Origin of the sequence: Paraburkholderia sejongensis, from assembly GCF_020880815.1 — a bacterium.
Classification (GTDB): Bacteria; Pseudomonadota; Gammaproteobacteria; order Burkholderiales; family Burkholderiaceae; genus Paraburkholderia; species Paraburkholderia sejongensis.
The window spans coordinates 143,288-163,096 of the sequence record NZ_JAJITD010000005.1 but is presented as its reverse complement, the minus strand read 5'-3'; the positions used below and the strand labels follow the sequence as shown (position 1 = coordinate 163,096).

Annotated in this window: 19 protein-coding genes; 16 read left to right on the top strand and 3 right to left on the bottom strand. The window is 65.7% G+C overall.

Annotation, left to right across the window (positions count from 1 at the left end):
* Window positions 1–268 precede the first annotated feature (268 nt).
* Window positions 269–1,036, bottom strand: coding sequence for a histidine phosphatase family protein (locus tag LJ656_RS11620; protein WP_230509567.1), 768 nt, complete (start codon window positions 1,034–1,036; stop codon window positions 269–271).
* A 176-nt stretch (window positions 1,037–1,212) separates the two neighbouring features.
* The gene (aqpZ, locus tag LJ656_RS11615) at window positions 1,213–1,953 is read right to left on the bottom strand and encodes an aquaporin Z (RefSeq protein ID WP_230509566.1); all 741 of its coding nucleotides are present in this window, start codon (window positions 1,951–1,953) and stop codon (window positions 1,213–1,215) included.
* 287 nt (window positions 1,954–2,240) lie between these two features.
* On the opposite strand from aqpZ, the gene LJ656_RS11610 reads away from it, so the two are divergent.
* Window positions 2,241–2,543: an H-NS histone family protein gene (locus LJ656_RS11610; protein WP_230509565.1), complete on the top strand. Its 303-nt coding sequence runs from the start codon at window positions 2,241–2,243 to the stop codon at window positions 2,541–2,543.
* 320 nt (window positions 2,544–2,863) lie between these two features.
* On the opposite strand, the gene LJ656_RS11605 is transcribed toward LJ656_RS11610, so the two are convergent.
* On the bottom strand, window positions 2,864–3,928 hold the full coding sequence (locus LJ656_RS11605; RefSeq protein WP_230509564.1) for a glycosyltransferase family 4 protein: 1,065 nt from the start codon (window positions 3,926–3,928) through the stop codon (window positions 2,864–2,866).
* Between the two features lie 729 nt (window positions 3,929–4,657).
* Between LJ656_RS11605 and flhD the strand changes: the two genes are divergently transcribed.
* From flhD to LJ656_RS11530, 15 genes are all read left to right on the top strand, one after another.
* The gene (gene flhD, locus LJ656_RS11600; RefSeq protein WP_268998595.1) at window positions 4,658–4,978 is read left to right on the top strand and encodes a flagellar transcriptional regulator FlhD; all 321 of its coding nucleotides are present in this window, start codon (window positions 4,658–4,660) and stop codon (window positions 4,976–4,978) included.
* On the top strand, window positions 4,978–5,661 hold the full coding sequence (gene flhC / locus LJ656_RS11595) for a flagellar transcriptional regulator FlhC (protein WP_230509563.1): 684 nt from the start codon (window positions 4,978–4,980) through the stop codon (window positions 5,659–5,661). Before flhD ends, flhC begins: the two co-directional genes overlap by 1 nt.
* 136 nt (window positions 5,662–5,797) lie before the next feature.
* A complete protein-coding gene (gene motA / locus LJ656_RS11590) occupies window positions 5,798–6,658 on the top strand; it encodes a flagellar motor stator protein MotA (protein WP_230509562.1) in 861 nt (286 codons plus the stop codon).
* Window positions 6,659–6,679: 21 nt separating this feature from the next.
* Window positions 6,680–7,690, top strand: a complete 1,011-nt coding sequence (gene motB / locus LJ656_RS11585) for a flagellar motor protein MotB (protein WP_230509561.1) — start codon at window positions 6,680–6,682, stop codon at window positions 7,688–7,690.
* Between the two features lie 102 nt (window positions 7,691–7,792).
* On the top strand, window positions 7,793–8,170 hold the full coding sequence (locus tag LJ656_RS11580; protein WP_075303518.1) for a response regulator: 378 nt from the start codon (window positions 7,793–7,795) through the stop codon (window positions 8,168–8,170).
* 98 nt (window positions 8,171–8,268) lie between these two features.
* Window positions 8,269–10,584 carry a chemotaxis protein CheA gene (gene cheA / locus LJ656_RS11575; RefSeq protein ID WP_230509560.1) on the top strand — a complete coding sequence of 772 codons (2,316 nt, stop codon included), beginning with the start codon at window positions 8,269–8,271 and terminating at the stop codon, window positions 10,582–10,584.
* 57 nt (window positions 10,585–10,641) lie between these two features.
* Window positions 10,642–11,178 (top strand): chemotaxis protein CheW, encoded by a 537-nt coding sequence (locus LJ656_RS11570; RefSeq protein ID WP_075303421.1) that lies wholly within the window; start codon window positions 10,642–10,644, stop codon window positions 11,176–11,178.
* Window positions 11,179–11,242: 64 nt separating this feature from the next.
* Entirely contained in the window at window positions 11,243–13,153 is a 1,911-nt protein-coding gene (locus tag LJ656_RS11565; RefSeq protein ID WP_230509559.1) for a methyl-accepting chemotaxis protein, read from the top strand.
* A gap of 391 nt (window positions 13,154–13,544) precedes the next feature.
* Complete coding sequence (locus LJ656_RS11560) at window positions 13,545–14,498, top strand: CheR family methyltransferase (protein WP_230509558.1); 954 nt, start codon at window positions 13,545–13,547, stop codon at window positions 14,496–14,498.
* On the top strand, window positions 14,495–15,238 hold the full coding sequence (gene cheD / locus LJ656_RS11555) for a chemoreceptor glutamine deamidase CheD (RefSeq protein ID WP_230509557.1): 744 nt from the start codon (window positions 14,495–14,497) through the stop codon (window positions 15,236–15,238). The genes LJ656_RS11560 and cheD overlap by 4 nt, the downstream gene beginning before the upstream one ends.
* Window positions 15,239–15,243: 5 nt before the next feature.
* Complete coding sequence (locus LJ656_RS11550) at window positions 15,244–16,332, top strand: protein-glutamate methylesterase/protein-glutamine glutaminase (protein WP_230509556.1); 1,089 nt, start codon at window positions 15,244–15,246, stop codon at window positions 16,330–16,332.
* A gap of 59 nt (window positions 16,333–16,391) precedes the next feature.
* On the top strand, window positions 16,392–16,787 hold the full coding sequence (gene cheY, locus LJ656_RS11545; RefSeq protein WP_230509555.1) for a chemotaxis response regulator CheY: 396 nt from the start codon (window positions 16,392–16,394) through the stop codon (window positions 16,785–16,787).
* Window position 16,788: 1 nt separating this feature from the next.
* Entirely contained in the window at window positions 16,789–17,499 is a 711-nt protein-coding gene (cheZ, locus tag LJ656_RS11540; RefSeq protein WP_230509554.1) for a protein phosphatase CheZ, read from the top strand.
* A gap of 307 nt (window positions 17,500–17,806) precedes the next feature.
* Window positions 17,807–18,361 carry a DUF2844 domain-containing protein gene (locus LJ656_RS11535; RefSeq protein WP_230509553.1) on the top strand — a complete coding sequence of 185 codons (555 nt, stop codon included), beginning with the start codon at window positions 17,807–17,809 and terminating at the stop codon, window positions 18,359–18,361.
* A 14-nt stretch (window positions 18,362–18,375) separates the two neighbouring features.
* Window positions 18,376–19,683 carry a DUF3443 domain-containing protein gene (locus tag LJ656_RS11530; RefSeq protein ID WP_230509552.1) on the top strand — a complete coding sequence of 436 codons (1,308 nt, stop codon included), beginning with the start codon at window positions 18,376–18,378 and terminating at the stop codon, window positions 19,681–19,683.
* Window positions 19,684–19,809 lie beyond the last annotated feature (126 nt).

The window sequence follows — 19,809 nt, the reverse complement described above, 5'->3', positions numbered from 1 at the left end:
GAAAAGGGCGCGGGCCGGCGGCGCGGGTAGGCGTCGCTTAGCGCGAAATCCCGTCTTATAAGGCTTTGCGACGACCGGCCCAGCCAGATCAGGCGCTTTCTCGCAGATGCGCGGCGGTTTGTATCAGCCCGTGCGTAACCGCGGCTTACATCTGTATTACCCGATTAATCGGTCGTCTCTGCTGAAGTAGCCCGAATCGCGCCAGTCGTAGAAGTCGCAAAAGCCGCAGAAGCCAAGCGGCCAAAGCCAAAGCGGCCGAAACCACCACCTAATTGGACACAGCCGCCGGTTCCGACGCAGCCACCGCCGGCAAAGCCGCGCACGGACAATCGGTCGAACGCCCGTCGAGCCCCTGATGCTCATGCCTGAAACTCGCGCGCGGCGTGCCGTCGCGCCAGTCGAGCCGCACGATATAGATGCTGTCGAAATCGTCGCTTTGCCACTTCGGCACGTCGGCGGCGTCGCCGCCATGCGCGGCGAGCATCTGCCGCAGCAACTGCTCGATCAGCCGATGCTCCCACGCAATCACGATCAGCTTGCCGCGATAGGCCGGCGCGACGAGCGCATTGCCGAGCCGCTCGATCTGGTCGAGACCGTACGGCGTTTGCACCGGCATCTGGAATTGAATCGCGGTCGGCTCGATCGTCGCGAGCGGCCGCACGTAGTAGTACGGATGACCGTTATCGTTTTTCTGCTGGCCGGGGTCCGGCGCATAGATCGCATCGGGCTTGCCGAACTTGGCGGCGATCACGGCGGGCAACGCGAGCGCGCGGTTCAGCCCCTGGCAGTTCAACTGCCCATAGCCTTCGCGCGGCTTCTCGCCGTGTCGCACGAACACCAGGGTCTCGGTGTTGGCGTCGACCACAGCGGCAGTTGCGGTCGGCGTCGCGCCGTTTGCCGTGACAGCCGCACCCTTGGTCGTCACAGCCGTGGCAGCCTCGGCGCCGGGCGCCGCCAGCGCGCTGACGCCGACACCCACGCACAAGCCGCCGAGCGACAGTGCGACGCGATGCAGAAAGACGCGAAACCGGTTCATCGCTAGGACCTGTAGGAGGCTGGAAGTCGCCCGATTCTAGCAGCGCTCGCGAATCGGACGGGCTTCGTCATCCCTCGCGCCACACAGCGTTTCGTCAATAAAAACGGGTGCCGCGGCACCCGTTTTTTCACCGGCCGTGTAGTAAAGACCAGCCGGCCCCCCATCGAACCACCGCGTCAATCGAGTGCGAGAGTCCGCGCATTCTCGCTGTGGTCTTGCGCGACCAGCGGATACACGAGACCGGCGATCACCGCGCCGACGATCGGCGCGAGCCAGAACAGCCACAGCTGCTCGACCGCCGCACCGCCGACGAACAGCGCCGGGCCCGTCGAACGCGCCGGATTGACCGACGTGTTGGTGACCGGAATCGAGATCAGGTGGATCAGCGTCAGGCACAGACCGATCGCGATCGGCGCGAAGCCGGCCGGCGCGCGGCGGTCGGTCGCGCCGAGAATCACGAACAGGAAGAAGCCCGTCAACACCGCTTCGCAGATGAACGCCGCGCCGAGCGCGTAATGGCCAGGCGACTGTTCGCCGTAGCCGTTGGTGGCGAAGCCGCTGGCGACCAGATCGAAACCGGGCTTGCCCGACGCGATCAGCGACAGCACGAACGCACCGAGCACCGCGCCGATCACCTGGGCGATGATGTACGGCACCAGATCGCGGGCCGGAAAGCGGCCGGCGACGGTCAGGCCGACGCTGACGGCCGGGTTCAGGTGACAGCCCGAGATATGCCCGATCGCATAAGCCATCGTCAGCACCGTCAGGCCGAACGCGAGCGACACGCCGACGAAGCCGATGCCCAGACCGTGGACCGGGCCCGCGAAGTTCGCGGCGAGGACCGCGCTGCCGCAACCGCCGAGCACGAGCCAGAAGGTGCCGAACAGTTCGGCGACGAGGCGTTTTGACAACTGCATGATTGGTATTCCCGAAAAGAATTGGCTGCGCCGGTAGCGCGCATCGATAACGACGAGTACGCACCTTGAGCGCGCAATTCTAGGTAGGCAGTGCCCAATCGGGTGTCAAGGATTGTCAATGTGAACAGAATTTAGAAACTATTGCGGGATAAGGTATCGCTTTAATATTTCGTTAAGCTTTAATAATTATCAGAGGAAATTTGCTATGCCGGTATTATCAGCCATTGCGGATTTTTATAATTGCAGCTAGTCTGCGATCAAATGAGTTCTGAAAGAGGGAGAACAGAATGTCTCAATATGCAGATCTGAAAGCGCAGATTGCCAAATTGCAGGCCCAGGCGGACGAAGCGCGGCGCACCGAGGTCGACAATGTGATCGCCGAGATCCGCCAGAAGATCGCCGAATATGGTCTGACGGCGCAGGACCTCGGCTTTGCGGTGGCCGCCAAGCGCGGCCGGCCGCCGAAGAAGACGCCGCTGCCGGCGAAGTACCAGGATCCGAAAACGGGCAATACGTGGAGTGGGCGCGGCAAGCCGCCGAAATGGATCGTCGGCAAGAATCGCGAACGCTTTTTGATCGGTTCGGCGTGAACGCCACGTCTGTCAGCCTCGCGCATGCGTGAAAGCGGGCTGAAGATCGTTGGATGCCGATACGTATTCGCCGCGTACTAATACGAGATCGAGTGTCGCCAATCGCGTATTAAAAAAGCCGCCCATGCGGGGCGGCTTTTTCTCGTCGGCTCCGGCAAAATCCGCAATTTGCGCTCGCGCAAACGATTCAGCTGGCGGATTCATCCGGCTATTGACCGTTTAAAGCGAAGGTCCAAAGCGCCGGTTCAAAGCACTGGGAAAGCAGTCGGAAAGCGGTTGGAAAGCGGCGGCTCGCAAATGGCGGGCCGCTTTCACACCAGTTAGCCGAGCGCCACCTGGCGCAATACCGGGCGCCGCTGCGTTTCGATCAATGCCGTATAGCCGTCGACATAGTTCTGCGCCATCGTTTTCGAGCTGAAGCGGCGTTCGAACTGCGCGCGAATTTCCGTGCGCGACAGTTCATCCAGACGCTGTAGCGCGGCCACGGCGCCTTGCACGTCCTCGACGATAAAGCCGGTCACGCCGTGGTCGATCACTTCCGGCACCGAGCCGCGGTTGTACGCGATCACCGGCGTGCCGCACGCCATCGACTCGATCATCACGAGGCCGAACGGCTCCGACCAGTCGATCGGAAACAGCAGCGCCTTCGCGCCCGACAGAAACTCGGGCTTCTGCGCCTCGTTGATCTCGCCGACGAACTCCACGTGCGCCATCGACAGCAGCGGCTCGATTTCGCGCTTGAAGTATTCCATGTCGACCTTGTCCACCTTGGCGGCGATCTTCAGCGGCAGGCCGCTTTGCGCAGCGATCCTGATAGCTGTATCGACGCGCTTTTCCGGACAGATGCGGCCGAGGAACGCGAGGTACTCGGGCTTCTTGTGCGGCTGCGGCGTGAGCAGTTGCTCCGGCAGGCCGTGATAGATCGTGTTGAGCCAGTTGGCCTGTTGCAGCGGCAGACGCTGCGAATCGGAAATCGACACGACCGGCACGTGCGAGAACGCATCGAACACCGGCTGCAGTTCCGGCAGGTCCAGACGGCCGTGCAGCGTCGTCACGAACGGCGTGTCGAGCGTCGTGAACAGCGGGAACGGCATGTAATCGAGGTGAAAATGCAGCACGTCGAATTCGTGCGCGACCTTGCGGACCTTTTCCATCATCAGCACGTGCGGCGCCAAGGCGTCGCGGATCGTCGGGTCCAGGCGCAGCGCGCGCGGCCAGCAGGCCTCCAGGTTCGCCGAGGTGACCGAATCGCCGCTCGCGAATAGCGTCACGTCGTGGCCGAGGTCGACCAGCGCTTCAGTGAGGTAAGACACGACGCGTTCGGTGCCGCCATAGAGTTTCGGGGGGACTGCTTCATAAAGCGGCGCGATTTGTGCGATTCGCATACGGGTTCTCCTGTTTTTTGTCAGGGCTTCGCGCGGTGGCGCTCGATCAGCGCGCAGCGAATGCCGGACGGACGGTTGGGCGCGGTGTGCCCCCGCCCGGGGGTGAGCCGAATCTGTATCGGGTTATCCCTTACCTTCATTATCGGGATCGACCGCGCTAATTCGAGTCATTTTTCAAACGCTTAATGTTGTTACAGCGCGAAACATGGACCGTTACAGCGGCGGTTCCGGTCCGCATTACCCACTTAATATGAGCGAACGCACTGTTGTACCGGGCGCCCGAGTGGCCCGATCCGGTGAGCAAGCGGCGCGCCCGGTCGCGCCGACAGGCGAGCGCGACGACCAATGCGGTTCGATCGCAGGTGCGACAAAACGTCATATAATTGGCCCGCAGTTCAGCGGTGCGGCGGGCCGGTCCCTAAAATTCACCATCCGGTACACGCGGCGCCGACGCAAATTCCCAGCGCGCATCGTCGGTTCCTTTGTGCGTCTCGCCTGAACACCCAGCTCCCTTCGCCGCAGTCGCGTTTGTAGGAAAAATTCCTACACAAATGACGGATTAATCCGTCGAACAGGCTGGGTGTCTCTCCGATTTCCCGTAGTCCCCCGTTTCGACACAATGCTCGCAAGATCAGAAACGAGCCGTTTCGCGCGGCAAAGTGCGCGCGTTCGAGCAAACGTTTTCGCCAAAAACGGCCTGACCAGCCGGATATACAAACGGGGGAAATCATGAGCACGAATAGCGATATGCTCAATGAGATCAGGGAAGTAAACCTTTCCTATCTGCTGCTTGCCCAGCGTCTGCTGCGCGAAGACAAGCCGATGGGCATGTTCCGGATGGGCATTTCGGACCAGCTCGCCGACGTGCTGGCCAATCTGTCGCTCGCGCAGACCGTCAAGCTGGCGGCGTCGAACCAGATGCTGTGCCGCTTTCGCTTCGACGATCACACGGTGCTGTCCACGCTGGCCGACAAGGGCAAGGCGAGCATCGTCGCGCAGGCGCATTCGGCGATTTTGATGGCGAGCCAGCCGGTCGAACAGATCGGCTGATGGCCAGAAAAAGCGTCGTTCTCGAAGTCCGGGAAATCACGCTGGCGAGCGAGCTGATCGAGCTCGGCGCGCGCCTGCAATTGCTGGAGGCCGAGACCAGCCTGTCGCGCGACCGCCTGATCAGGCTCTACAAGGAGCTCAAAGGCGTATCGCCGCCGAAAGGCATGCTGCCGTTTTCGACCGACTGGTTCATGACCTGGCAGCCGAATTTTCACTCTTCGCTGTTCTACAACATCTACCGGTTCATCGCCGGTTACGGCGGCTGCCGCGCGATCGAATCGATCGTGAAGAGCTACCGGCTGTATCTGGAGCACGTGCAATTGCACGACGACGAGCCGGTGCTCAGTCTCACGCGCGCGTGGACGCTGGTGCGTTTCTTCGACTCGGGCATGTTGCAGACGAGCATGTGCCGGCGTTGCGGCGGTCATTTTGTCGCGCACGCGCACGACCCGCAGCACGCGTTCGTGTGCGGGCTGTGCCAGCCGCCGTCGCGCGCGGGCAAGACCAGGAAGGCCGCGCAGAGTCTGGCCGTCGCGCAGCGGCTCGAACCGCGACCCGCGGCCGTGGGCACGCCCACGCCCGCGCCCGTGCCCACGCCCGTGGGCAACCCCGTGCGAAGCCCCATCACCACCGCCGGGCGCCACGCCGCCGCCGCCGCCCCCCTCGCCACAGCAGAACTCTGAGCGCCGCGCGCGGTTTCCCCGCGCCCTCTGGTTTACACCGGCGGCGCGCAAACCTTTTCCCCCCGAAAGTTTTCCGCCCGCTTGCCGTAAACCAGACTAACGACGGTCTTCGTCGCTTTTTGTAAGGGGCCCGGCAGTGCTGATTTTCGTGGGAACACTCGTGACGTTGTTGTCCGTTTTCGGCGGTTACGCGCTCGAAGGCGGTCATCTTGGCGCGCTGCTGCAACCCGTCGAAGTGCTGATGATCGTTGGCGCCGGCGTCGGCGCGTTCATTCTCGGCAACGGAATGAAGACCATCAAGGCGACCCTGCGCGTCATCCCGACCCTGTTCAAGGGCGCGAAGTACAACAAGGACGTCTACATGGAGCTGATGGGGCTCCTCTACGTCCTGCTGGCGAAAGCGCGCAAGGAAGGCACGCTGACGCTCGAGGCCGACATCGACGATCCGTCGAAGAGCCCGATCTTCACGCAGTACCCGAAGATCCTCGCCGACCAGCACATCGTCGAATTCCTGACCGACTACCTGCGGCTGATGGTGGGCGGCAACATGAACGCGTTCGAGATCGAAAGCCTGATGGACGAGGAGATCGAGACGCACCACCAGGAAGGCGAAGCGCCCGCGCATGCGCTGAACAAGGTCGGCGACGCGATGCCGGCGTTCGGGATCGTCGCCGCGGTGATGGGCGTGGTCCACACGATGGCCTCGGCCGACAAGCCGCCCGCGGTGCTCGGCGAGATGATCGCGCAGGCGCTGGTCGGCACCTTCCTGGGCATTCTGCTTTCGTACGGGCTGATCGGCCCGCTCGCGAGCGTCGCCGAACAGCGCGTGACCGAGTCGACCAAGATGTTCCAGTGCATCAAGGTGACGATCCTCGCGAGCCTGAACGGCTATGCGCCGGCGATCGCCGTCGAATTCGGCCGCAAGGTGCTGTTCTCGACCGAGCGTCCGTCGTTCGCCGAGCTCGAAGAGCACGTGCGGCGCGTGAAGGCGAAATAAGGCAGCGGCGGGCACCGGACCATGAGCAAGGACAAAGACCGCGCGATCGTCGTCAAGCGCTCCGCGCCGAAGAAGGCCGGCCATCACGGCGGCGCGTGGAAGCTCGCGTACGCGGACTTCATGACCGCGATGATGGCGTTCTTTCTGCTGATGTGGCTGCTCAGTTCGGCGTCCACCGTGCAGTTGAAGGGCATCGCCGATTACTTCAACCAGCCGCTGAAGGTCACGCTGTGGGGCGGCGATCGCAGCGCGGAAGATTCGAGCATTCTGAAAGGCGGCGGCCGCGATATTTCGACCGACGCGCAGGGCATCACGCGCACGACCGACGGCAGCAGCAGTAGCCGCTCGCAGCACAGCGTGGCGCACAACGACGAAGAAGCGGTCAAGCAGCTGCAAGGCGAGCTGGAGCGCCGCGAGCAGGTTCGTCTGCACGACCTGCAGGTCAAGCTGATGGCCGCGATCGAAGCGAACCCGGTGCTGCGCCAGTTCAAGCAGCAGATCCGCATCGATTCGACGCTGACGGGTCTGCGCATCGAGATCGTCGACTCGCAGAAGCGGCCGATGTTCGCGACCGCCAACGACGAAGTCGAGCCGTACATGCGCGACATCCTGCGCGAGATCGGCCACACGCTGAACGACGTGCCGAACCGCATCATCGTGCAGGGCCACACCGACGCGGTGCCGTACGCGGGCGGCGACAAGGGCTATAGCAACTGGGAGCTGTCGGCCGATCGCGCGAACGCGTCGCGTCGCGAGCTGATCGCGGGCGGCATGGACGAGGCGAAGGTGATGCGCGTGCTCGGCCTCGCGTCGACGCAGAACCTGAACAAGGCGGACCCGCTCGATCCGGAGAACCGCCGGATCAGCATCATCGTGCTGAACAAGCGGTCGGAAGAGGCGCTCAATCACGACGACTCGACCACCACCACGTTGTCGGACGACGCGGCCGGTTCGAAGCCGCTGCTGCAAAAACTCGGGCAGCCGGCGATGGCGGTGCCGAAAGTAGCGGCGCCCGCGCCGGCGGTCCAGTAACTCAGGTCATTCCAGTAACAGAACGCGGCCGCCGGGCCGCGGCCCGCGCCAGTCAGGCGCGTCCGGTCCGGCGGCCAAGACATGAAGCGCAGCGAGGTTTTCATGATCAGGCACATCCTGGCAATCGACGATTCGGCATCGATGCGGCAGATTCTCGCCGCGACGCTGACGGGCGCCGGCTACGAGGTCACGCTGGCGGCGGACGGCAACGAGGGGCTCGAAAACGCGCTCGCGATGGCGTTCGACCTCGTGCTGACCGACCAGCACATGCCGGGCAAGACCGGCCTCGATCTGATCACCGCGCTGCGCAACAACCCGGCCTATCAGGCGACGCCCATCCTCGTCCTCACGACGGAATCGGGCGAGCCGTTCAAGGAGGCGGCGCGCGCGGCGGGCGCGACCGGCTGGATCGAGAAACCGCTCGACCCGGACATGCTGACCGAGCTGGTCGCGGCGCTGGCCGAGCCGGACCCGGCCTGAGCAGCGTCGCAAAGCAGGCTTAAACCCAGTACAGACAGTTCTCGACGCGGCTGCACGGCAGCTCACGCCAGACAGGAATTCCTCGCGGTGAACCAGGCATGACACTCGATATCACACAGTTCTATCAGACGTTCTTCGACGAAGCGGACGAACTGCTCGCGCAGATGGAGCAGTTGCTGCTCGATCTCGACGTCGCCAGTCCCGATCCCGAAGACCTCGCGGCGATCTTTCGCGCCGCGCATTCGATCAAGGGCGGCGCGGCGACCTTCGGCTTCACCGCGCTGACCGAAACCACGCACATTCTCGAATCGCTGCTCGACCGCGCGCGCAACAACGAACTGGTGTTGCGCAAGGACATGATCGACACGTTCCTCGAAACCAAGGACGTGCTGTCGGGCCAGCTCGCGGATTACCGCGCGAGCGCCGAGCCCGACGCGGCGGTGGCACGCGCGATCTGCGCGAAGCTCGAACAGCTGAACGCGGAAAGCCTCGCGGACGGTGCGCCGGCGGCGACGCAAGCCGCCGCGCCGGCAACGGCAACCGCAACACCGGAACAACACGGCACCCCGCCCGAGCACGTCGTCGAACAGGCGGTGCTGGTGGCGGGCGAAGACTGGACCGACGGCGAACCGGCGCAGACCGGGCAAGCCGCGGGCACGGCAACGGGCGCGGCGTCAGCCGCCGCCGACGGCGCCGGCCCTCATCTGAAAATTACGCTACGGGGCGTGGGAGAGAAAGACCAGGAACTGCTGGCCGAAGAGCTGGGCAATCTTGGCAATATCGTCGGGCAGGTCAAGAGCGGCAGCGATCTGATGCTGTGGCTGTCGACCGACGTCCCTTCCGACGACATCACCGCCGTGTGCTGTTTCGTGATCGACGAAAGTCAGATCACGATCGGCCGCGGCACCGCGCCGGCCAACGACGCGCAGCAGGGCGAACCTGGAACGCCCGCCGCTGCCGTCGATACGCCGGCGCAAAGCGGGCATCGCGCGAGCGCCGCACCGGCGGCGAGCGCGCAACCCGTGCATTACCCGGAACTCGCGGCATCGTCGGTCCCCGAGGCCCCCATCGCCGCGGCCGCTATCGAACCGCAGCCGGCGGCATCGGCCGGCGGCAACTCGCTCGGACTGGCCGAGCCGCCGAGCGTCGCCGCACCCGCGGCCAAAGCGGCCGAGCATGACCGCAAGGCGGCGCGTCCGGCAGCCGCGGCGAACGCCGGCGAAGGCAGCTCGATTCGCGTCGGCGTCGAGAAGGTCGATCAGCTGATCAACCTGGTCGGCGAACTGGTGATCACCCAGGCGATGCTCGCCGAAACCACCAGCACGTTCGATCCGGCGCTGCACGACCGGCTCTTCAACGGGATGGCGCAACTCGAGCGCAACGCGCGCGACTTGCAGGAAGCGGTGATGTCGATCCGCATGATGCCGATGGATTACGTGTTCAGCCGCTTCCCGCGCCTCGTGCGCGATCTGGCGGCCAAACTCGGCAAACAGGTCGAACTCGTCACCTTCGGTCAGGCGACCGAACTCGACAAGAGCCTGATCGAACGGATCATCGATCCGCTGACCCACCTCGTGCGCAACAGTCTCGACCACGGCATCGAAACGGTCGAGGCGCGGCGCGCGGCGGGCAAGGATTCGACCGGCCAGCTGGTGCTGTCGGCCGCGCATCACGGCGGCAACATCGTGATCGAGGTCAGCGACGACGGCGCCGGCCTGCGCCGCGACAAGATTCTCGCGAAGGCGGCCAAGCAGGGCATGCAGGTCAGCGACACGATGACCGACGAGGAAGTCTGGAACCTGATCTTCCTGCCGGGCTTCTCGACCGCCGAGCAGGTCACCGACGTCTCGGGCCGCGGCGTCGGCATGGATGTGGTCAAGCGCAACATCCAGTCGATGGGCGGCCACGTCGAGATCACCTCGCACGCGGGCAAGGGCAGCACCACGCGGATCGTGTTGCCGCTCACGCTGGCGATTCTCGACGGCATGTCGGTGAAGGTCGGCAACGAGATCTTCATCCTGCCGCTGAACTTCGTGATGGAGTCGCTGCAACCGCGGGCCGAGGACATCTACACGGTCGCCAACGGCGAGCGCGTGGTGCGGGTGCGCGGCGAATATCTGCCGCTCGTCGCGCTGCACGAGGTGTTCAACGTGCACGAAGCGAAGCAGGAGCCGACCCAGGGGATCGTCACGATCATGCAGACCGAGGGGCGTCGTTTCGCGATGCTGATCGACGAACTGGTCGGCCAGCAGCAGGTGGTCGTGAAGAATCTGGAAACCAATTACCGCAAGGTGCACGGCATTTCGGCGGCGACCATTCTCGGCGACGGCAGCGTCGCGCTGATCGTCGACGTCGCCGCGCTCAATCGCGAAAGCCGCCATGCGCATGGACACAGCGCAATGAGCCTCGCGTAACGGGCGCCCCGGCACCACACATTCAACTTGTTTCAACCCAACCGTTTGGGGGCTAACGTGGCAGAAGTCCAATCCATCAATTCGAGCGTCGCCGGCGCGAGCGGCACGAATGGTCGCCGCGACGCGCAGCAGGCGGACGCCGGCGGCCAGGAATTCCTCGTCTTCACGCTCGGCGCGGAAGAGTACGGGATCGACATCCTGAAAGTGCAGGAAATCCGCGGCTACGACAGCGTCACGCGCATCGCCAACGCGCCCGAGTTCATCAAGGGCGTGATCAATCTGCGCGGCATCATCGTGCCGATCGTCGACATGCGCATCAAGTTTCATCTGGGCCGCGTCGAGTACGACCACCAGACCGTCGTGATCATCCTGAACGTCGCGCATCGCGTGGTCGGGATGGTGGTGGACGGCGTGTCGGACGTGCTGACGCTGGCGATCGACCAGATCATGCCGGCGCCGGAATTCGGCGCGACGCTGACGACCGAGTATCTGACGGGGCTGGGCACCGTCGACGGCCGCATGCTGATCCTGATGGACATCGAAAAGCTGATGACCAGCCAGGAAATGGCGCTGACCGAAACGCTCGGCGTTTGAGCGCGCGGCGCGCCGCGCAGGCAACGGGCAACACGAAGCAGGCAACAGATCAGGGAGCATCAGAATGCTGAGCAGGTGGTCGATCCGCACATCGTTGACGATGGTGGGGGTTGTTCTGGTGGCGTTGACCGTGGCGGTCGGCGCGCTGGGTCTGAGCGCGCTCGGGCGCGCGAGCGGGTCGCTGGAACGCATTACGGGCGGCGAGCTGGTCGCGATCCACTCGCTCGACGACGCATCCGCGTATCTGCTGCGCTCGCGGCTCGCGGTCGATCGCTACAACACGCTGACGGCCGCCGGTAACGCGGACGAAGCGAAGCGGGTGCTCGCGCGCGCGCAGGAGCTGCTCGGCAAGGGCAACCAGAGCTGGCAGACCTATCTGAACGCGCCGAAGCACGGTGTCGATCAGGCGTTGCTCGACGACGTGCAGGCCAAACGCAACACGGTGATGCACGATGGCGTCGACGTCGAATTCGCCGCGTTGAACGCGAACGACCTGGACGCGTATCACGCGGTCGCCGACACGAAGATCAGCCCGCTGTTCGTTGCCTACGACGCGGCCGCCGCGAAGGTGATCGAGGCGTTGCGGCAAAGCGCGGTCGACCAACAGGCGCGCGCGCAGTCGAATGCGTCGCTGATGACGACGCTGATCGTCGCGGTCACCGTGTTCGCGCTGTTACTGGTGGTCGGCATCCGCTTCGCGCTGCACGGGCTGATCGTGCAGCCGCTGAAGGATGCGACCGCGTGCTTCGAGCGGATCGCGGCCGGCGATCTGTCGCGCCCGGTCGAGTTCAGCGGCAGCAACGAAGTGGGCCGTCTGTTTGCGGGCATCAAGCGCATGCAGGAAAGTCTCGCGACGATGGTGCGAGCGGTGCGCACGAGCACCGAATCGATCGACACCGGCGCGCGCGAAATCGCCACCGGCAACATCGATCTGTCGCAGCGCACCGAGCAGCAGGCGGCGTCGCTGCAGGAAACCGCGTCGAGCATGGAGCAACTGACCGGCACCGTGCGGCAGAACGCCGAGAACGCGCGCCAGGCGAGCCAGCTCGCGGTGAACGCGTCGGATATCGCGAAACGCGGCGGCGACGTGGTCAGCGAAGTCGTGACGACGATGCAGGAGATCGCGACCAGCTCGGACAAGATCGTCGACATCATCGGCGTAATCGAAGGGATCGCGTTTCAGACCAATATCCTCGCGCTGAACGCGGCGGTCGAAGCCGCGCGCGCCGGCGAGCAGGGCCGCGGCTTCGCGGTGGTCGCCGGCGAAGTGCGCAGCCTCGCGCAGCGCAGCGCGAGCGCGGCCAAGGAAATCAAGGAGCTGATCGGCGATTCGGCCGACAAGGTGCATAGCGGCTCGGCATTGGTCGGCCGCGCGGGCACGACGATGGACGAGATCGTCCAGGCGGTGCGGCGCGTGACCGACATCATGGGCGAGATCAGCGCGGCGTCGGAAGAACAGTCGGGCGGCATCGAGCAGGTCAATCGCGCGGTCGTGCAGATGGATTCGGTGACCCAGCAGAACGCGGCGCTGGTCGAACAGGCGGCCGCCGCGGCGGCATCGCTCGAAGATCAGACGCGTCAGTTGCAGGCGGTGCTGACCGGCTGGACGGTGGTCGGCGGCGCGGCGGTGGATTACGCGGCGGGTTCGGCGCGGCGCGCGCCGTCGCTCGCCCAGCCGGGCGGCAATGGCGCCGGCCGCGCTCAGGCGGTTTCGCAACCGGGTAAGGCCGCGGCGAGCGCGAACCGCGCGGCGCAGACGGGCAACGCAGTGAACGCGGCCTCAGCCGCGGCGCCCGGCGGCACGGCACCGGCCCCGTCGCATGCCGGCCACGACGCGGCAGCGCGCGCCGAACCGGCGCTCAAGCCGAAGCAGGCGGCCCCGGCCGCCCGCCCGGCAGCGGCAAGCACGAGCGGCGCGGCGAGCGCGAAGAGCACGGCAAGCGCCGGCTCCGACGCGGACTGGGAAACGTTTTAGGCAATACGAGTCGAGGCGCCGTCAGCGTGATGCTCCGGCGGTTCGATGCGGCAACAGTTTCGGTTAGCGGCAGTTTCAGTTAGCGGCAGTGCAGTCAGCGGCAGTCCAGGCAACGGCAGTCCAGGCAACGGCAGTCAGGCAACGGCAGTCAGGCAACGGCAGTTTCAGGCAACAACAGTTTCAGGCAACGGCAGAACGACGACATGTGGTCAATCGGCATCGCGCCCGCGAATGGGCGAAGCATCGAAGCACGCGCACGACGCGTGTGGCGGGCCGACCGCATGCCGACTCGATTCGCGGGTGGGCGCGACCCCGCGTGGACAATTCCTTCCGCGCTCGCCCAACGGTTGGGCGGCGAGCGTGATCGCTGGTATCGCAGACAGGAATTCTCATGATGGCAACGCGTGCACCACAACGCCCCGCGCGTGCGGCAGCCGACCGGTCCGAGCCGGCCCGGTCCGCCGAGACGGGACGCGATTTCGAATTTACGACGGCCGATTTCGCCCGTATCCGCGATCTGATTCATCGCGTGGCGGGCATCTCGCTGTCGGACCACAAGCGCGACATGGCGTACAGCCGGCTCGCGCGACGCCTGCGCGCGCGCGGCATCGATACGTTCCGCCAGTATCTCGATCTGCTCGAAGCGGAAAACGATCCGCTCGAGTGGGAAGCGTTCACCAATGCGCTAACCACCAACCTGACCGCGTTCTTCCGCGAAGCGCATCACTTTCCGATCCTCGCCGAGTTCGTGCGGCGCCGCGCGCAGCCGGTGTCGGTATGGTGCTCGGCGGCCTCGACCGGGGAAGAGCCGTATTCGATCGCGATGACGCTGATCGAAGCGCTCGGCGAGAGCGGCGCGCGCCAGGCGTCGGTGTTCGCGACCGACATCGATACGCAAGTGCTCGCGAAAGCCGAAGCCGGCGTCTATCAGTTCGACCAGGTCAAGCACCTGTCGCCCGAGCGGCTCAAGCGCTTCTTCCTGAAGGGCACCGGCGCGCATGCGGGGATGGTCAAGGTGCGCCCCGAAGTGCGCGCGCTGGTGCGCTTCGGGCAGCTGAACCTGACCGATCGCGATTACCAGTTGCGCACGCAGTTCGACGCGATCTTCTGCCGCAACGTGATGATCTATTTCGACAAGCCGACCCAGGGCCAGGTGCTGACGCGCTTCGAGCCGCTGATGAAGGCGGGGGGCCTGCTGTTCGCCGGTCATTCGGAGAACTTCACGTATGTGACCCAGGCGTTCCGGCTGCGCGGCCAGACCGTCTACGAACTGACCCGCGACGCGGGCGGCGCCCACCCGCCGGCCCGCGCCGGCGCGCAGCACGCGAGCGGGGTGGCGGCATGAGCAGCGCCCTGCCGATCGCATCCAACCTGTACTACGACAACCACTTCCAGCGCCCCGGCGTGAAGCTGTTGCCGAACGAGTTCTATACGACCAGCGAGGACATGGTGCTGGTCACCGTGCTCGGCTCGTGCGTGGCGGCCTGCATTCAGGATCGCACCGCGGGCATCGGCGGAATGAACCACTTCATGCTGCCCGACGACGGCGCCGACGTCGTGCACGCGGCGTCCGACTCGATGCGCTACGGCGCGTACGCAATGGAAGTGCTGATCAACGAACTGATCAAGGCGGGCGGGCGGCGCGAGCGCTTCGAAGCGAAGGTGTTCGGCGGCGGCGCGGTGCTGGCCGGCATGACGACGATGAACATCGGCGACCGCAATTCCGCGTTCGTGCGCCGCTATCTGGCCACTGAAAAGATTCGCATCATCGCCGAGGACCTGCAGGGCTCGCATCCGCGCAAGGTCGCGTTCATGCCGCGCACCGGTCAGGTGATGGTGAAGAAATTGCGGCTGCAGCAGGAAGCGGGCGTCGCCGAGCGCGAACAGGCGCTCGTGCGGCAAAGCGCCGAGGCGCGCGCCGAGCGGCTCGCGGCCGCGCGCAAGCGGGTGGAACTGTTCGCGTCGCCGAAGTCGCCGGCCACGGCCGGCGCCGGGTCCGTATCCGCGCGGCCGCGCATCGAACTGTTCGGGGCGAGAGAGCGCCCGATCAACTCCAACAACGCCAGAACCACAGAGGAGGCGTGAGCGCTATGCAAAAGATCAAGGTACTGTGCGTCGACGATTCGGCGCTGATCCGCAGCCTGATGACGGAAATCATCAATAGCCAGCCGGATATGACGGTGGTCGCGACGGCCCCCGATCCGCTCGTCGCGCGCGAGCTCATCAAGCAGCACAACCCGGACGTGTTGACGCTCGACGTCGAAATGCCGCGCATGGACGGGCTCGATTTTCTCGAGAAGCTGATGCGGCTGCGGCCGATGCCGGTCGTGATGGTGTCGTCGCTGACCGAGCGCGGCAACGAGATCACGCTGCGCGCGCTCGAACTGGGCGCGGTCGATTTCGTCACCAAGCCGAAGGTCGGCATCCGCGACGGCATGCTCGACTACGCGGAAAAACTCGCCGACAAGATTCGCGCGGCGGCGCGCGCGCGGGTGCGCCAGGCCGCGCCCGCGCAGCACGCGGCCGCGCCGGCCGCGCATGCGCCGCCCGGCGCCGCGCCGATGTTCAACAATCCGCTGCTCAGTACCGAGAAGCTGATCATCGTCGGCGCGTCGACCGGCGGCACCGAGGCGATCCGCGAAGTGCTGGTGCCGCTGCCGCCCGATGCGCCGGCGGTGTTGATCGCGCAGCACATGCCGCCCGGGTTTACGAAATCTTTCGCGCAACGCCTCAATGGTTTGTGCCGTATTACCGTTAAAGAGGCAGAGCATGGCGAGCGCGTGCTGCCGGGGCATGCGTATATCGCGCCGGGTCACGCGCATCTGGTGCTGGCGCGAAGCGGCGCGAACTACATCGCGCATCTGTCCGACGACCCGCCGGTGAACCGGCATCGTCCGTCGGTCGATGTGCTGTTCCGCTCGGCCGCGCAGCATGCGGGCAAGAACGCGATCGGCGTGATTCTGACCGGCATGGGGCGCGACGGCGCGGCCGGACTGCTGGAAATGAAAAGAGCCGGCGCGTACACGCTGGCGCAGGACGAAGCGAGCTGCATTGTGTTCGGCATGCCGCGCGAGGCGATCGCGCTCGGCGGCGCCGACGAGATCGCGGCGCTGCCGGACATGAGCCGGCGCGTGATGGCGCGCTTGTCGTCGATGGGCGAGCGTGTTCAACGAGTATGATGCGGGCCGGATGAATTCACGCGGCGGCACGCCGCACATGAATCAAGAAAGGGATAGAAATGGATAAGGGAATGAAGATTCTGGTGGTTGACGATTTTCCGACGATGCGCCGGATCGTCCGCAACCTGCTGAAGGAACTGGGCTACGCGAACGTCGACGAAGCGGAAGACGGCGCGGCCGGTCTCGCGCGTCTGCGCGGCGGCAGCTACGACTTCGTGATCTCCGACTGGAACATGCCGAACCTCGACGGTCTGGCGATGCTCAAGGAAATCCGCGCCGACGCGAACCTGACGCACCTGCCGGTGTTGATGGTGACGGCCGAGTCGAAGAAGGAAAACATCATCGCGGCGGCCCAGGCCGGCGCGAGCGGTTACGTCGTCAAGCCGTTCACGGCCGCGACGCTCGACGAGAAGCTCAACAAGATTCTCGAGAAGATGGCGAAAGCCGGGAGCTGACGTGACGCCGCCGACCCAAACGCCTGGCGCCGACTCGGCCCTCGACGGCGCCGAGCACGCGTCGGACCGCATTCTCGCGCGCATCGGCCAGCTGACGCGCACGCTGCGCGATTCGATGCGCGAGCTCGGCATCGACAAGCACGTCGAACGCGCGGCCGAGGCCGTGCCCGATGCGCGCGACCGCCTCAAGTACATCGCCAACATGACCGAGCAGGCCGCCGAGCGCGTGCTGTCGGCGATCGATATCGCCAAGCCGGTGCAGGAGCAGTTGCAAAAGGATGCGGCCGAGCTCGACGCGCGTTGGGGCGAGTGGTACTCGGCGCCGATCGAGCGCGAGGAAGTGCGCGCGCTGATGGCCGACACCCGCACGTTCCTGCGCGGCGTTCCCGACGCGACCAGCGCGACCAATGCGCAGCTGATGGAAATCATGCTCGCGCAGGACTTCCAGGATCTGACCGGCCAGGTGATCAAGAAAATCACCGATGTCGTCTATCTGATCGAGCAGCAACTGCTCGGCGTGCTGGTCGAGAACATCGCGCTCGAACGCCGCGAGCAGTTCGCGGCGAACGCGGCGGCGCTGGCGGCCGAAGTGTCGCCGACCGGCAGCCCCGAGCATCTGCTGAACGGTCCGCAGATCAACCCCGAAGGCAAGGCCGACGTGGTGCAGGATCAATCGCAGGTCGACGACCTGCTCGCGAGCCTCGGCTTCTGATCCGACCCGGCGCCTGCGCCGGGTTTTTTTTCGCCGGCGCGGCACCTCGGATGCTCGTCCAGCCCGGACAGTTTGCTGGCGGCAAGAGACGGTAACTCGCCGCGGCGGCCGCGCGTGCCGCCGGCCGTCATGTTCCGCGGGCATACTACGAGGTCGAAGCGGTACGGCGCCCGCCATCGCAGCGCCGTGCACTCGCAGGGTCAGGGGCAACTCAATGCTTGCGATTGCGGCGGTGCCGTATCATCTGCCTACATTGCGGCAGCCTCGCGCCATCAGCGAAGCGCCGCGGCCTGGGAGGAGCATCGTCATGCGCAGTCGTACCCGTCGCGCCCGCACCGTTGCGGCGCTGGTCTTACCGTTATCGCTGTGGGCGCTGAGCGCCGCGCAGCCCGCCCACGCGGCGCTCGGCGGCACGCCGATGACGCCGCCGTCCGACGCGTCGGTGTCGTCCCGCCTCGTGCAGCCCGCGAGCGGCGCGAGCCAGAGCGTGATGCGTTCCGCGTCGGGCGCGGCGGGCTCGAGCGCCGCTACGTCTTCGTCTTCCTCTTACACGGTGCGCGAAACCGCGCTCGGCAACGGCACCGTGGTGCGCGAGTATCTGGACACGAGCGGCGCGGTGTTCGGGCTCGCGTGGCATGGTCCGCAGATGCCGGATCTCAGCGAGCTGCTCGGCAGCTATTTCCCGCAGTACGTGACGAGCGTGAAGGCGGTGCGGGCGGCGCGCGGCAATACGCGCGGTCCGGTCAGCGTCGACGACAGCGCGCTGGTCGTGCACTCGGGCGGCCACATGGGCGCGTTCAGCGGTGTCGCGTGGCTGCCGGCGGCGCTGCCGTCCGGCGTCAGCGGTTCCGACATCCAGTAACGGCGAGGACGACGATGCGAACCATGCACACGAGCGTGACACTCAAAGGCTGGCTGCAGGCGCTGGGCGCGGTGCTGCTCAGCGCGACGCTGGTCGCCTGCGGCGGGGGCGGCGGCTCGGATTCCGGCTCCGGCGGCGGCAATTCGTCGGATCCGCTGAACGGCGGCACGCTGCCGCCCAGCCCGACGTTGCAGCCGAGCGCGGTCAACAACACCAATGCGGTCGCGGTCACCGTCGGCCGGGGCGCGAGCGGCGTGATCAACATCCCGAGCGTAAGCGTGACGATCTGCGCGCCCGGCTCGACCACCAACTGCCAGACCATCAACAACATCCAGCTCGACACCGGTTCGTTCGGACTGCGCGTGGTCGGCTCGGTGCTGAATTCGTCGCTGGCGGGCGCGCTGCCGGTCAGCACCCTGCCGGGCGGCGCGCAACTGGCCCAGTGCGCGACCTTCGCCGACGGCTTCACGTGGGGCACGGTGCGCACCGCGACCGTGACGATCGGCGGCGAAACGACGACCAGCGCCATCCCGCTGCAGATCATCGGCGACAAGGCCGCGGGCACCGTGCCGTCCGCGTGCGGCAGCGGCGCGCCGGAGAACACCGTCGCCGACCTCGGCGCGAACGGCATTCTCGGCGTCGGCACCGCGCCGACCGACTGCGGCGCGACCTGCGCGAACCCGTCGACCGCCGCGAACTACAGCAACTACTACGCGTGCCCGAACGGCACGTCGTGCACCCGCACCGCGGTGCCGCTCGCACAGCAGGTGGCCAACCCGGTCGCCAGCTTCCCGGTCGACAACAACGGCGTGATCGTGCAGATGCCGCCGGTGTCGAACCTCGGCCAGGCGTCGGCGACCGGCACGCTGGTGTTCGGCATCGGGACCCAGGCGAACAACGCGCTCGACCCGTCGCAAACGCAGATCCTCGCAACCGATGCGTACGGCAACTTGAACCGCAGCGTGTTCAAAGGCACGACGGTGCAGGCGTTCCTCGATTCGGGCTCGAACGGCTACTTCTTCACCGACAGCACGCTCACGCAATGCGGCGGCGCGTTCGCGGGCTTCTATTGCCCGGCGTCCGCGCAGACCCGCACGCTGACGCTGCACGGCGAGGACAGCGTGACGAAGAGCGCGAGCATCGGCATCCTGAGCGCGCAGACGCTGTTCAACAACGGCAACAACTACGCGTTCAACAATCTGGCCGGCCAGCTCGGCGGCAACAGCTTCGACCTCGGGCTGCCGTTCTTCTACGGCCGCCACGTCTACTACCACCTCGACCAGACCGCCAGCGGCGGCGCTGCCCCCTTCGTCGGCTACTGAGGCCGCACGTCAAGCCGATGCCCGAAGGTCCGCGCGCGTCTGCGCGGGCCCTCGGGCCATCCGTCGAAATACCCCGGTTTCTCCACCTTTATCCGCCGATCGACGCTTGCGCCGAGCGGGAATAAT

Bases quoted from the DNA above. Each gene is read 5' to 3' on its own strand.
- LJ656_RS11620 (WP_230509567.1), bottom strand. From the start codon at position 1,036: ATGAACCGGTTTCGCGTCTTTCTGCATCGCGTCGCACTGTCGCTCGGC.
- aqpZ (WP_230509566.1), bottom strand. From the start codon at position 1,953: ATGCAGTTGTCAAAACGCCTCGTCGCCGAACTGTTCGGCACCTTCTGG.
- LJ656_RS11610 (WP_230509565.1), top strand. From the start codon at position 2,241: ATGTCTCAATATGCAGATCTGAAAGCGCAGATTGCCAAATTGCAGGCC.
- LJ656_RS11605 (WP_230509564.1), bottom strand. From the start codon at position 3,928: ATGCGAATCGCACAAATCGCGCCGCTTTATGAAGCAGTCCCCCCGAAA.
- flhD (WP_268998595.1), top strand. From the start codon at position 4,658: ATGAGCACGAATAGCGATATGCTCAATGAGATCAGGGAAGTAAACCTT.
- flhC (WP_230509563.1), top strand. From the start codon at position 4,978: ATGGCCAGAAAAAGCGTCGTTCTCGAAGTCCGGGAAATCACGCTGGCG.
- motB (WP_230509561.1), top strand. From the start codon at position 6,680: ATGAGCAAGGACAAAGACCGCGCGATCGTCGTCAAGCGCTCCGCGCCG.
- LJ656_RS11580 (WP_075303518.1), top strand. From the start codon at position 7,793: ATGATCAGGCACATCCTGGCAATCGACGATTCGGCATCGATGCGGCAG.
- cheA (WP_230509560.1), top strand. From the start codon at position 8,269: ATGACACTCGATATCACACAGTTCTATCAGACGTTCTTCGACGAAGCG.
- LJ656_RS11565 (WP_230509559.1), top strand. From the start codon at position 11,243: ATGCTGAGCAGGTGGTCGATCCGCACATCGTTGACGATGGTGGGGGTT.
- LJ656_RS11560 (WP_230509558.1), top strand. From the start codon at position 13,545: ATGATGGCAACGCGTGCACCACAACGCCCCGCGCGTGCGGCAGCCGAC.
- cheD (WP_230509557.1), top strand. From the start codon at position 14,495: ATGAGCAGCGCCCTGCCGATCGCATCCAACCTGTACTACGACAACCAC.
- LJ656_RS11550 (WP_230509556.1), top strand. From the start codon at position 15,244: ATGCAAAAGATCAAGGTACTGTGCGTCGACGATTCGGCGCTGATCCGC.
- cheY (WP_230509555.1), top strand. From the start codon at position 16,392: ATGGATAAGGGAATGAAGATTCTGGTGGTTGACGATTTTCCGACGATG.
- LJ656_RS11535 (WP_230509553.1), top strand. From the start codon at position 17,807: ATGCGCAGTCGTACCCGTCGCGCCCGCACCGTTGCGGCGCTGGTCTTA.
- LJ656_RS11530 (WP_230509552.1), top strand. From the start codon at position 18,376: ATGCGAACCATGCACACGAGCGTGACACTCAAAGGCTGGCTGCAGGCG.